Below are 12699 nucleotides of genomic sequence, written 5' to 3' on the forward strand. Positions count from 1 at the left end.
AACATGTCTAACGAGCTAGAAAAACTCAAGATACTGGTGGTGGACGACCAGTCGCTGGTCAGGACGCTGGTCAGCCAGTCCTTGCAGTCCATGGGTATCCGGGCTGAAAACATCTCGCAGGCACCGGATGGCAGCACTGCCATGCGCACACTGGACATGCGCATGGTGGACCTGGTGCTGTGCGATGTGGAAATGAAGCCGATGAACGGCCTGGACCTGCTCAAGGAACTGCGCTGCGGCCATACCATGAATGCCTCCAATCTACCGTTCATCATCCTGTCCGGGCATGCCGACCGCGGCAATGTCACGGTGGCCGTACAGCTGCATGCTGATGGTTTTGTGGTCAAGCCACCCAAGCCGGTGGATGTGGAAAAAGCCATTGCGCAGGCCTTGCGCCGCACCCGGCCGGAAGTGGACCCCTTCAGCTATTACGGGGTGGATACCGGCACGGATTACGACAAGAAAGTGTTCCGCCGCCTGTTCGAGCCACGCCCGGAAGACCTGCCCGATGGCCCCAATGAAACGGTTACCGTAAACAGTGCCAAGCCCGGCTCCGTGCTGGCCGAGGACCTGTTCAGCAAGGGCGGTCACCTGTTGCTGCCACGCGGTGCCAGCATTTCTGCCAACCAGCTGGCGGTACTGCGCAACTACAGCGACCGCTATGGCGTGCAGCAGCTGGTGGTTGAAAAAGCCGTGGAGGCCGCCGCCGAGGGCGACCCTGCCTCCGAGCCGACCGGCTGAAACAGACTGCCCGCAGGGGAGAGTGCATGGCCACTATCAGCAACAAGGCAAGCCAGACCTTATCCATTGGCAGGGCGGTCATCGCCATCGTGGTGTTGCTGGGGGTCTTCCAGATCGGCTGGGTGGCAAGATTGCTGTCGGTGTCATGGCAGCATTATCAGCAGGCAGTAGCGCTGGCCGAGGTACACCAGATCCGTACCAAGCTCTATACCGCTGCCGATCTGCTGCGGCGCGAGGCCATACTCAGCCGCAGTCTGCTGTATCGCGACCATCCGCCTTTCCCGCAGGAGCGCAGCCAGCTGCAGCTGCTGCGCGCACAGGCAGATCAGTGGATGGAGCTGGCGCTGGCAGCTGGTCAGCGCGATGTGGTGAGCGAGCAGCGTCCCAAGCTGGCCATGGTGCAGATGCAGCTGGACAGTTTCCGCAGCTTGCGCGCAGAAGTGGACATGCACATTGGCCCGGCGTGGGGCCAGGACGAAACCCTGGGCTATGCCGAAGAACTGTCATCCCGCCATCTGCAGGACGCCATCGATAATGTACTGATCGGCATGAACGGCCAGATGAAATGGACCGCGCCGGCCGGGCTCTACATCAATATGGACATTGCCCAGAGCAGCTGGAGCATAGGCCATACCCTGCGCACCACGGCAACGGCCTTGCTGTTGCGCAGCGAGCTGGATTCACCGCTGAGCGAGACGGAAGAGGGCGACCTGCAGTCGCGACTGGACCTGAGCAATCTGATGCTGCAACAGCTGCGGGTGGATGCCGGCCATATCGAAGACCCGGCGCTGGCCGACAGCCTGCGCCGTATTTCCGATTCCGCCCTGACCCTGCACATGCTCAACAAGCAGCAGGTGCAACAACAGCAGCAGCACCAGAGCATGCGTGGCATGCAAGGCGCCATGCAGCCGCTGCTGGACAAGGTGCAGCAGGAAAGCTGGGCGCTGTTCCAGAATGCCAACCGGCTGTGTGCCGAGCAGATCCAGCAGGCGCTGGCTGATTATCGCCGCCAGCTGATCCATGACAGCCTGCTGGGGCTGGCGATACTGGGGCTGGCGCTGATCCTGCTGTACAGCATGACCAAGCGGGTGCTCAAGCCGCTCAATCACCTGCAAAGCATGCTGGATGCCGCAGGCGACGCCATCATGACCATCAGCCAGCAAGGCTGCGTGTTGTCGGCCAATGCCGGGGCGCAGCGCTTGTTCGGTACCGGCAGGCAAGCGCTGGAAGGCCTGCCCATCAGCCAGTTGCTGCGGCTGCAGCAGTCCTTGGACGACACGCTGTTGGCCGCCAGCGAGCTGGGTAGCCAGGTGCTGCAAGGCGAAGGGATCAAGCTGAACGGTGAATTGTTTTTCGCCGGCATTACCCTCAGCACCTTCCGTACTTCGGCCTCGGAAAAAGTCTTCATGCTCATCGTGCGCGACGAGCATCAGCGCCGCATTGCGGAAAACTCGCTGGAGCACAACCTGAGCATGCTGTCGGCCATTTCTCATGTGGAAAACCTCATGCTCAGCCGCTGGCCGCGCAATGAGGTGCTGGACCGGCTGCTGCAGGAATTCATCCGTTTCAGCCATGCCGAACAAGGCTTCATGCTGGTGCTGGCCGAGTTTCCGGATGACCGCTTCGAAATCCACCTGCAGGCCGGCCAGTGGCCAGACACCTTGCCCCCGCTGGAAGAACTGTCCCACGAAGCCGAGCCGCTGACCTGGCTGCTGCAAAGGCTGGCAGAGATGCCGTCGTGGATTACCCTGCCGGTGTCGATGGATGACGACGTATCGGCGCTGATCTGCCTGCGGCAGCCTGATCTGGCCATGCTGGGCAAGGGCATTCAGCCGCTGGTGGGGGCCTATGCCAATATTCTCGGCTTTTTCGACGAAGAAGACCGGCGCATGCTGTCCGAATCGCAGTTGCGCTCGGTATTGCAGGAAGAAGAAGCCATCTATTCCGCCTCGCCGGTCGGCTTGCTGCGGCTCAACGAGCAGATGCAGATTGTCCGTGCCAACCGCATGGCCGAAGACATCTTCAGCCAGGATGGCAATATGTTGCCCGGCATGCATTTGATGGAACTGCTGGCCTCAGACCAGAGCTGGTTCGACCTGACCAGCCAGCTCAACAGCATGGTGCAATACCAGAGCAAGCTGCGCTGCGAACTGGAATGCCTGGGGGCCGACGGCCGGCCGATCTGGGTGCTGTTCGAGGGCATGCTGCTGTTTCCCGACCGGCCGCGCGAGGGCACCATTCTGGCCTGTCTGGATATCACCGAGCGCAAGCTGGCGGAATTCGAGCTGCGTATGGCCCGTGACCAGGCCAATGCTGCCAATCGGGCCAAGAGCTCTTTCCTGGCCACCATGAGCCATGAAATCCGTACCCCGATGAACGGTGTGCTGGGCATGCTGGAATTGCTGACCATGACGCCGCTCAACCCCGAGCAGAAAGACAGCGTCAGCACCATTCAGGAGTCGGCACGCACCCTGTTGCGGCTGATCGACGACATCCTGGACTTCTCCAAGATCGAGGCCGACAAGCTGGAGGTGGTGCAAACCCCGACGGCGGTCAAGCCGCTGCTGGAGCAGGTACGCACCCTGTATGCCGAAACGGCCGCAGCCAAAGGCCTGCGCCTGCAACTGGAAGTAGACGACAAGCTGGCCCCGGCCCTGCTGCTCGACCCCTTGCGGCTGCGGCAGATTCTGCAGAACTTTGTCAGCAATGCCGTCAAGTTCACCGCCAACGGCGGCATCACCCTGCGGGTGGAAGTGCTGGAACAGGAGTTTGCCGCGCAGACGTTGCGCTTTGACATCATCGATAGCGGCATTGGCATTTCCCAGGAAAACCTCAGCCGGCTGTTCGAGCCGTTTACCCAGGCCGAATCCGATACCAGCCGGCGCTTTGGCGGCACCGGCTTGGGGCTGGCCATCTGCCGCCGGCTGGCAGGCCTGATGGGTGGCCATGTCGAGCTGGAAAGCCAGCCCGGCGAGGGGACCCGTGCCTCGCTGCTGCTGGTGGCCAATATCGTGGACGAAGCCGAGCTGCCGGCTGTCGAGGCCGACAGTGGCCAGCCGCCAGCGGCTGCGCCGGATGCGCCGCATGGTGTGGTGTTGCCCATCCTGTTTGCTGAAGACAATCCCACCAATCGCAAGCTCACGCTGCGCCAGCTGGAAAAACTGGGCTATGCCGCCGAGTGTGCCGAGGATGGCGCACAAGCCTACGCCATGTGGCAGGCCGGCCAGTACAGCCTGTTGCTGACCGACTGCCACATGCCGGTGACCGACGGCTACGAACTGGCACGGCTGATTCGTGCCTATGAGGCCGAACATGCCGAGCGTGGCCACCTGCCCATTATTGCCTGCACCGCCAATGCCGGGCAGGAAGAGCTGCACAAGACCAGTGCCGCCGGCATGGATGATTTTCTGACCAAGCCGCTGGCCATCAACGTGCTATCGGCCATGCTGGATAAATGGCTGCACCAACCGCAGGAGAATGTGATGTCCGACACCCAGGAACAGACACCCAATAGCGCCGCCCCCTGTCCTGTAGACCGCTCCGTGCTGGAGGTCTACAGCGATGGTGAGCTGTCCGTCGAGCTGGAAATCCTGCACGACTTCGAAGAGGCCAATCGTGAAGACATCGCCGCGCTGCGCCTGGCGGCAGCCGAGGTCAATGTCGAGCAGCTGGCCTGGGCCGCGCACCGGATCAAGGGCGCCAGTCGCATGGTGGGGGCCAATGCCATGGGTGATGCTGCCGAACAGGTGGAGAAGACGGCCAAGGCCGGCCAGGGCGAGCAGGCGGTGGCGCTGCTGGCCGGGCTGGAAGTCGCGCTGGGTGAGTTTGAACACTGGCTGCAACAGCAGGACACCGCCAGCGTATAAGCCGGCTGGCTACATATTGCGGCTGATGGCCTCGCTGCGTTCCAGCGTGGCGATCAGCCAGTCGCGGAAGGCGCGGATCTTCGGCTGCTGTGCCATTTCGTGCGAGTACATCAGGTAGTAGGCCCACTCGGTTTCCAGCACGGTATCAAACGGAATCACCAGTTTGCCGCGCTGGATGTCGTCGTTCACCATCGACACCTGTGCCAGCGTCACCCCCATGCCGGCGGCTGCCGCATGCAGGGCGTATTCCAGTGCGTCGAAAGTCACGCCGCTTTCCGAATTCAGCGAGTTCACCCCCGCCAGCTTCAGCCAGCGGTCCCACACATCCTGATCGCGCCACGGGTGCAGCAGGGTGTGGTATTGCAAATCTTCCGGCGTGCGCAGCGGATGCGCACCTTGCAGCAGCGCCGGCGAGCACACCGGCACCAGCTTTTCGCGGCAGATGCATTCGATGCGCATGTCGGTGGACACTTCCGGCCGCGCCATGCCGATGATGGCCAGATCATACTCGGCCCGGTTGAAGGGCTTGTCGTGAATCAGCTGGGTGATCAGGTGCAGGGTGTATTCCGGGTAGCGGGTCTGGAAATCCGGCAGATTGGGCAGCACCCAGCGCATGGCCGGAGTGGGGGGGATGCGCACCCGCAGGCCGCTCTGGCGCAGCCGCAGCATTTCACTGGCTTCGTGTAGCAGCTGGAAGGCATCGCGTGCCGGTTTCACCAGCGCCTCGCCCTCGGCCGTCAGCGCCAGCCCGCGCGCCTGGCGAATGAACAAGCTGGTGCCGTAGAACTCTTCCAGCGTCTGCACATGGCGGCTGACTGCGCCCTGAGTCAGATGCAGCGAGGTGGCGGCACGGGTAAAGGACAAGTGTTCCGCCGCAGCGACAAAAACACGCAGCGCGTTAAGAGGAGGCAGTTTCATCGAATTCATGTCGTTTAGTCATGGCTGGCATGATTATAACTGCTTTGCCAGTTTTGCAGTGGCTGCTTATCCTTGCGGCCTAGCTCATTGATAATCAATGCAAAGAATCGATTTGCTTCAGTTGAAGCATTTTATTGTGCAAAGCCAGCTACTTGCTGGGGTTTTGTACGAGCGATGTCCTCAATGCATGGATAATCTGCTGGCGCGGCAGGTGCCGCCAGCAAGCCCCCATCACCTGGCTGCTGCCCTTGCGGCAGCGCCTACAGTTTTCCACCCATCTCCACGTTGGGAACGGCCGGGTCTTACCTCTGGGACCTGGCCGATTTTTTATCTATTCCGATGATTAGCAGCCTGCCATCCGGCTGACAGGCAAGAAAAAAGGCCACTTGCGTGGCCTGAAGATTCGGAGAAAAAGCCGCAGGACCGGATGAACCGGCCCCCTTGCGGACAAGGGCTGCTTTTTCGGGGTCAGAGTGTACAACGATGTCCGCTGCGGGGCAAACCGCGCCGTGTCGATCAGTCGCCCAGCGCTGCCAGCAGTTCGGCTTGCTGTTCGGTGATCAGTGCGTCGGTCAGCTCGACCAGATCGCCATCCATCACGTAATCCAGCTTGTACAGCGTCAGGTTGATGCGATGGTCGGTAATGCGACCTTGCGGATAGTTATAGGTGCGGATGCGCTCGGAGCGGTCACCGGAGCCGATCAGGCTCTTGCGCTCGGCCGCTTCCTTCTGCTGCTGTTCGCGGCGCTGGATGTCGTTGATGCGCGCCGCCAGCACCTGCATGGCGCTGGCCTTGTTGGCGTGCTGGGAACGGCCATCCTGACATTCCGCCACGATGCCGGTGGGCAGGTGGGTGATACGCACGGCGGAATCGGTCTTGTTGATGTGCTGGCCGCCCGCGCCACTGGCACGATAGGTATCAATGCGCAGATCGGCCGGGTTCAGCACTACATCCACCAGCTCGTCGGCCTCGGCCATCACCGCTACCGTGCAGGCCGAGGTATGGATGCGGCCCTGGGTTTCGGTGGCGGGTACGCGTTGCACGCGGTGGCCGCCGGACTCGAACTTGAGCTTGGAATAAGCGCCAAAGCCGATGATGCGGACAATGGCTTCCTTGTAGCCGCCCAGGTCGGACTCGCTGGCGGAGACGATTTCCACCTGCCAGCGATTGCGTTCGGCAAAGCGGGTGTACATGCGCAGCAGGTCGGCAGCAAACAGCGCGGCTTCGTCGCCACCGGTGCCGGCACGGATTTCCAGAAAGATGTTCTTTTCGTCGTTGGGGTCTTTGGGCAGCAGCAGTTTTTGCAGCTCCAGCTCCAGCGCGGCCATCTTTTCCCGGCCTTCATCGATTTCCAGCTGGGCGAATTCCTTCATGTCCGGGTCGGACAGCATCTCGCCGGCAGTGGCGATATCGGTTTCGCACTGCTGGTATTGCTGGAAGGTTTCCACCACCGGGGTGAGTTCGGCGTGTTCACGGGTCAGCTTGCGGAACTGACCCATATCGGCAGTCGCCGATTCGCTGGCCAGGAGGTGGGTGACCTCTTCCAGACGATCGGCCAACTGCGACAGTTTTGTCGCAATCGACGGTTTCATTACGACTCCGGGTGTAAGTGGTACAGGCGGGCGATGGTTTCCACCACGGCCGCATGCTCCGCGCCGCTGCCCGAGGACAGGGCCTGGGTCGGGGGATGCATCAGTTTGTTGGTGAGTTGCTGCGACAGGCTTTCCAGCACTTTTTCCGGTGGAGTGCCCTTGGCCAGCTGCTTGAGCGCGGCCTCCAGCGCATGGCGGCGGGTACGGTCGGCTTCGTCGCGCAGGGCGCGGATCAGCGGTACTGTTTCGCGCTTTTTCAGCCAGTCGTTGAATTCGGCCACACGGGCCTGAATGATGGACTCGGCCTCTTCGGCAGCGCTCTGGCGGGCTTCCTTGCCCACTTCCACGATGCTGGCAATATCGTCCACCGTGTACAGGTAGACGTCGTTGAGCTTGCCGACTTCGATTTCGATATCGCGCGGCACGGCCAGATCCAGCATGAAGATGGGCCGATGGCGGCGGGCCTTGATGGCGCGCTCCACCAGCCCCTTGCCGACGATGGGCAGCTGGCTGGCGGTGGAGGTGACCACCACATCGTAGCGGTGCAGCACATCGGGCAGCTCGGCCAGGGTGATGGCATTGCCGCCAAACTGCTCGGCCAGCTTTTGCCCCCGCTCCAGCGTGCGGTTGGCAATGGTGATACAGGAAGGCTCACGCGCGGCAAAGTGGGTGGCCACCAGTTCGATCATTTCGCCCGCGCCGATGAACAGGATGTTCAGTTCACCGATGGTGGGGAAAATCTGCTCGGCCAGTTTCACTGCCGCAGCGGACATGGACACCGAACTGGAACCCACCGCCGTGCTGCTGCGCACTTCCTTGGCCACGGCAAAGGTGCGCTGGAACAGGCCATTGAGCAGCGAGCCCAGCGTGCCGACGTTTTCGGCGGCGCGTACCGCGTCTTTCAACTGCCCCAGGATCTGGGTTTCGCCCAGCACCATGGAGTCCAGGCCGGAAGCCACGCGGAAGGCATGGCGGGCGGCACTGCTGGCATCCAGCTGGTACAGATAGGGGCGTAGTTCTTCCACCGGCAGGCCGTGGTATTGGGACAGCCATTGCAGCGCCTGCTCGGGATTGTTGCTGTTGCAGTAGATTTCGGTGCGGTTGCAGGTGGAAACGATGGCTGCCTCGCGCGCCGCGTGTGAACCCACCAGGCTTTCCAGCGCATTGGGCAATACCTCGGCCGGGAAGGCTAGCTTCTCGCGTACCGACAGCGGGGCGGTGTGATGATTGAGGCCAAAGGCAACCAGATGCATGAGCGGAAAAGGCCGCGGAGGAAATGCGGTATTCTAGCCTAAGTTGCCGCCAACGTCCCTAACTCTGGGGTTTTTCCGTGGCAGTTGGCTCCATCTCATGGCTGCTGTCAGCAGCGTCAGCGCCGCCAGTGCCCGACTACCCGCTGTGCAGCTTCTGTCTTACCATGGCGTCTGACCGAATCAGGAGAACCGCATGTCGCTGAATCTTGCCGATATCCGCCAGGATTATTCGAAAAAGGAATTGTCACCGGAAGACTGCCTGCCGGATGCCGTGGCGCAGTTCGAGCTGTGGCTGAACGAGGCAATGACGGCGCAGGTACACGAACCGACGGCGATGAATGTCGCCACGGTGGGCGAAGATGGCCGCCCGACGGCGCGCATCGTGCTGCTCAAGGGCGTGGAGAACGGCCAGCTGGTGTTCTACAGCAATTATCTCAGCCGCAAGGGCCGGCAGCTGGCGGCCAATCCCTATGTTTCCGTCACCTTTTTCTGGCCGGAACTGGAACGCCAGGTGCGGGTGGAAGGACGGGTGGTGCCGGTCGCGCCGGAGGTCTCCGACGCCTATTTCTCCAGCCGACCCTATACCAGCCGGCTGGGGGCCTGGGCCAGCGAGCAGAGCACCGAGATCAGCTCCAAGAATGTGCTGATCAGCCGCGCCGCCATGTTTGGCGTCAAGCACCCGCTCAGTGTGCCGCGCCCGCCGCACTGGGGTGGCTACGCGGTGATTCCCGACCGTGTCGAATTCTGGCAGGGCCGCCCCAGCCGCCTGCACGACCGGGTGGTGTATCTGCTGCAGGCCGATGCCGGCTGGCAGCGGGTGCGGCTGGCACCCTGAGCTGGCTCAGGCTGGCGGTAGCTGGTGTGCCGCCAGCAAATCCTGCATGAAAGCGCGTAATACCTCGCTCTGTCGTGAGCTTTGTCGCGTCACCATGTGAAAGGTGGGGTGGTAGCACAGCTGCGCCGGATTGAGCGCCCGCAGCAAACCCTGCTCTACCATGGGACGGGCGAAGTGCTCGGGCAGAAAGCCCAGATGATGGCCGGACAGAATCAGCACGGCCATCGCTTCCATATTGTCGGCGCGCGCGGTGATGCGCCAGTTTTCCACCGGCAGCGGGATGTCCGGCAGCGGGTAGCTGCGCCAGGCCCAGTCGTGCCGGGCGACTTCTTCCACCGGCAGATTGCCCGCCTGCTGGAACAGCGGGTGTTCCTGGCTGCAATAGGCCATCTGGTGTTCGGTAAACAGCGGCAGGTATTGCAGGCTGGGGGCGCGGTGCCAGAAATAGCCGATGCCCAGATGGATTTCCCCGTTGATCAGTGTCTCTTCCAGCGTGCCGGGTGCCAGCATGGACAGCACCAGTTCCACCGCCTCTTCGCGCTGACGAAACCGTCGGATGGTTTCCGATAGCCGCGCATGCGCCCGCATGGTGGTATGCCCCACCACACCAATTCTTAACTGTCCCACCAGCTTGCGTTCCAGTTGCCGCGCCTCCACGCAGAAGGCTTCGGCGGCATCCAGCAACTGGCGGCTGGCATTGAGCAGCTGGCTGCCCTTGGCGGTGAGGGCAAAGCCGGCGCGGCCGCGTTCGCACAGGCGATAGCCCAGCCGGGTTTCCAGTGCGGCCAACTGGTTGCTGATGGTGGACTGGCTGACATTCAGGGTGGACTGGGCGGCGGAAATGCCGCCGGCATCGACAACGGCACGAAAAACCCTGATAAGGCGTAAATCAAGGCTGGACAGGGTGTTGAGCATGGTTTTTTCCCGGTGATGACGGTGAGTCAGTCCGGTCATTACACACATTCAGATTTATCAATGTAAACAGTGGAATACGGTGATTTTTCCCAAGTTGCCGCCTGAATAGACTGAGCCCTCGTTCAACCTCAGTTTCAGGAGTCTGCATGTCAATCGCTGAACGCCATCAGCCGCTGGGCGGCAATGCCATGCCGCGCTTTGGCGGCATCGCCACCATGATGCGTCTGCCCAAGGTGGAAACCGCCGCCGGCCTGGATGCCGTGTTTGTCGGCCTGCCGCTGGATATCGGTACCTCCAACCGCAGCGGCACCCGTTTTGGTCCGCGTGAAATCCGCAATGAATCGGTACTGCTGCGCCCTTACAACATGGGCACCGGTGCCGCCCCCTTCGACACCTTGCAAGTGGCCGACATCGGCGATATCGCCACCAATCCCTACAACCTGCTGGACAGTGTGGCGCGCATCGAGGCGGGCTACCGCGAGCTGCTGCAGTACGACGTGATCCCGCTGGGGCTGGGCGGCGACCACACCGTCACCCTGCCCATCCTGCGCGCCATCGCCGCCAAGCACGGCCCGGTGGGGCTGATCCATGTCGATGCCCATGCCGACATCAACGATGAAATGTTTGGCGAAAAGATCGCCCACGGCACCACTTTCCGCCGTGCGCAGGAAGAAGGCTTGCTGGCAGAGGGCCGCGTGGTGCAGATCGGCCTGCGTGGCAGCGGCTACGCCGCCGAGGATTTCGACTGGGCGCGCCGTCAGGGCTTTCGCGTGGTGCCGGCCGAGGAGTGCTGGAACCAGTCGCTGCAGGGGCTGATGCAGGAAGTACGCCAGCAACTGGGCGGCGGGCCGGTGTACCTGAGCTTCGACATCGATGGCATCGATCCGGCGTTCGCACCCGGCACCGGTACGCCGGAAGTGGCCGGCCTGACCTCGGTGCAGGCGCTGGAAATCGTGCGCGGCTGTCAGGGGCTGAACCTGGTGGGCTGTGATCTGGTGGAGGTGTCGCCGCCGTATGACACCACCGGCAATACCGCGCTGCTGGGGGCCAATCTCTTGTTCGAGATGTTGTGTGTATTACCTGGCGTCACGATCCGCCGCTAAAGCAATAACAGGCTGCCACAGAGCAGCCGCATAGATTCCGTTTGAATAGCCAATTAATTGCCAACAAGGCAGATTGAAGGAGAATAACCATGGGACTCGATATCTTCGTCGTGTTCATTTATATCGCCGGCATGCTGTTGCTGGGCTGGCTGGGCATGCGCCGCGCCACCAGCCGGGAGGAATTTCTGGTGGCAGGCCGCAACCTGGGGCCGGGTTTTTACATGGGCACCATGGCGGCTACCGTACTGGGTGGGGCTTCTACTGTGGGGACAGTAAAGCTGGGCTATGTGTACGGCATTTCCGGCTTCTGGCTCTGTGCCGCCCTGGGCTGCGGCATTCTGGTGCTCAACCTGTTCATGGCCAAGCCGCTGCTCAAGCTGAAGGTGTTTACCGTCACCCAGGTGCTGGAGCGGCGCTACAACACCGTGGCCCGCCGCACCAGCGCGCTGGTAATGCTGATGTACGCGGTGATGATCAGCGTGACCTCGGTGCTGGCGATTGCTACGGTGATGCAGGTCTTGTTCGAGCTGCCGTTCTGGATGGCGGTGGTGATCGGCGGTGGGGTGGTGGTGCTGTATTCCGCCGTGGGCGGCATGTGGTCACTGACGCTGACCGACATCGTGCAGTTCCTGATCAAGACCATCGGCCTGATGTTCATCCTGCTGCCCATCTGCCTTTACCGCGTGGGCGGCTGGGAGCAACTGGCGGCCAAGCTGCCGGCGTCCTACTTCAGCTTTACCGCCATCGGTGGTGAAACCATCCTCACCTACTTTGTCATCTACTTCTTCGGCATCCTGATCGGCCAGGATATCTGGCAGCGGGTATTCACCGCCCGCAGCGAAGGCGTGGCGCGCTACGCCGGCAGCATTGCCGGGGTGTATTGCATTGTGTATGGCTTGGTCTGTGCCGCCATCGGCATGGCTACCAAGGTCTTGCTGCCTGATCTGGCGGTGCCGGCCAATGCCTTTGCCGCCATGGTGAAGGAAGGTTTGCCGGACGGGGTGCGCGGGCTGGTGATTGCCGCTGCGCTGGCGGCGATGATGTCTACCGCCAGTGCCGCCTTGCTGGCGGCGTCCACCACGCTGACCGAGGACCTCAGCGGCCGTGATGGCTGCAGCCTGTGGACCAACCGCATTGTCACCCTGCTGGTTGGCCTGCTGGTGCTGGTGCTGGCCATGTTGGTGAGCGATGTGATCAGCGCGCTGACCCTGGCTTACAACCTGCTGGTAGCCGGCATGCTGGTGCCTTTGATGGGGGCCATCTTCTGGTCGCGTGCCACCACGCCGGGGGCCATCAGTAGCATGGTGCTGGGCTGTGGCACGGCTATTCTGGCCATGATCAGCTATGGGCTGGACTCCAATGTGCCCATCTATCTGAGCCTGGCCGTGAGCGTGCTCAGCTTTGTGCTGGTCAGCCTGGTGACCCGCAAGGAGCAACGCCAAGCCGCCGGTATCTGACCGATTGATGGCAGCAAG

The 12699-nt window shown here is 62.0% G+C and carries 9 protein-coding genes; 5 read left to right on the plus strand and 4 right to left on the minus strand.

Annotation, left to right across the window (positions count from 1 at the left end):
- The first annotated feature begins 3 nt into the window (after positions 1 to 3).
- Complete coding sequence (locus FAZ30_RS05590) at positions 4 to 741, plus strand: response regulator (RefSeq protein WP_124645364.1); 738 nt, start codon at positions 4 to 6, stop codon at positions 739 to 741.
- Between the two features lie 26 nt (positions 742 to 767).
- Positions 768 to 4607, plus strand: coding sequence for an ATP-binding protein (locus FAZ30_RS05595; RefSeq protein ID WP_137009012.1), 3840 nt, complete (start codon positions 768 to 770; stop codon positions 4605 to 4607).
- A 9-nt stretch (positions 4608 to 4616) separates the two neighbouring features.
- On the opposite strand, the gene FAZ30_RS05600 is transcribed toward FAZ30_RS05595, so the two are convergent.
- The 3 genes from FAZ30_RS05600 to hemA all read right to left on the minus strand — a co-directional run bounded on the left by FAZ30_RS05600 (position 4617) and on the right by hemA (position 8371).
- Positions 4617 to 5525, minus strand: a complete 909-nt coding sequence (locus tag FAZ30_RS05600; protein ID WP_205676650.1) for a LysR substrate-binding domain-containing protein — start codon at positions 5523 to 5525, stop codon at positions 4617 to 4619.
- Between the two features lie 516 nt (positions 5526 to 6041).
- On the minus strand, positions 6042 to 7118 hold the full coding sequence (gene prfA / locus FAZ30_RS05605) for a peptide chain release factor 1 (RefSeq protein WP_124645361.1): 1077 nt from the start codon (positions 7116 to 7118) through the stop codon (positions 6042 to 6044).
- Positions 7118 to 8371 carry a glutamyl-tRNA reductase gene (gene hemA, locus FAZ30_RS05610; RefSeq protein WP_124645360.1) on the minus strand — a complete coding sequence of 418 codons (1254 nt, stop codon included), beginning with the start codon at positions 8369 to 8371 and terminating at the stop codon, positions 7118 to 7120. Before hemA ends, prfA begins: the two co-directional genes overlap by 1 nt.
- Before the next feature lie 193 nt (positions 8372 to 8564).
- Here hemA and pdxH point away from each other — a divergent pair, with 193 nt between their 5' ends.
- Entirely contained in the window at positions 8565 to 9206 is a 642-nt protein-coding gene (pdxH, locus tag FAZ30_RS05615) for a pyridoxamine 5'-phosphate oxidase (protein ID WP_124645359.1), read from the plus strand.
- Between the two features lie 6 nt (positions 9207 to 9212).
- Here pdxH and FAZ30_RS05620 read toward each other — a convergent pair whose 3' ends face one another.
- Positions 9213 to 10160 carry a LysR family transcriptional regulator gene (locus tag FAZ30_RS05620; RefSeq protein WP_233578652.1) on the minus strand — a complete coding sequence of 316 codons (948 nt, stop codon included), beginning with the start codon at positions 10158 to 10160 and terminating at the stop codon, positions 9213 to 9215.
- A gap of 107 nt (positions 10161 to 10267) precedes the next feature.
- Between FAZ30_RS05620 and speB the strand changes: the two genes are divergently transcribed.
- Entirely contained in the window at positions 10268 to 11224 is a 957-nt protein-coding gene (gene speB, locus FAZ30_RS05625; protein WP_124645358.1) for an agmatinase, read from the plus strand.
- Positions 11225 to 11313: 89 nt separating this feature from the next.
- The gene (locus FAZ30_RS05630) at positions 11314 to 12681 is read left to right on the plus strand and encodes a sodium:solute symporter family protein (protein WP_124645357.1); all 1368 of its coding nucleotides are present in this window, start codon (positions 11314 to 11316) and stop codon (positions 12679 to 12681) included.
- Positions 12682 to 12699 lie beyond the last annotated feature (18 nt).

Source organism: Aquitalea aquatilis, from assembly GCF_005155025.1.
GTDB lineage: Bacteria > Pseudomonadota > Gammaproteobacteria > Burkholderiales > Chromobacteriaceae > Aquitalea > Aquitalea aquatilis.

What these genes read in the sequence shown, in the direction of transcription:
- FAZ30_RS05590 (WP_124645364.1), top strand. Translation starts at nt 4, where the DNA reads ATGTCTAACGAGCTAGAAAAACTCAAGATACTGGTGGTGGACGACCAG.
- FAZ30_RS05595 (WP_137009012.1), top strand. Translation starts at nt 768, where the DNA reads ATGGCCACTATCAGCAACAAGGCAAGCCAGACCTTATCCATTGGCAGG.
- FAZ30_RS05600 (WP_205676650.1), bottom strand. Translation starts at nt 5,525, where the DNA reads ATGAAACTGCCTCCTCTTAACGCGCTGCGTGTTTTTGTCGCTGCGGCG.
- prfA (WP_124645361.1), bottom strand. Translation starts at nt 7,118, where the DNA reads ATGAAACCGTCGATTGCGACAAAACTGTCGCAGTTGGCCGATCGTCTG.
- hemA (WP_124645360.1), bottom strand. Translation starts at nt 8,371, where the DNA reads ATGCATCTGGTTGCCTTTGGCCTCAATCATCACACCGCCCCGCTGTCG.
- pdxH (WP_124645359.1), top strand. Translation starts at nt 8,565, where the DNA reads ATGTCGCTGAATCTTGCCGATATCCGCCAGGATTATTCGAAAAAGGAA.
- FAZ30_RS05620 (WP_233578652.1), bottom strand. Translation starts at nt 10,160, where the DNA reads ATGACCGGACTGACTCACCGTCATCACCGGGAAAAAACCATGCTCAAC.
- speB (WP_124645358.1), top strand. Translation starts at nt 10,268, where the DNA reads ATGTCAATCGCTGAACGCCATCAGCCGCTGGGCGGCAATGCCATGCCG.
- FAZ30_RS05630 (WP_124645357.1), top strand. Translation starts at nt 11,314, where the DNA reads ATGGGACTCGATATCTTCGTCGTGTTCATTTATATCGCCGGCATGCTG.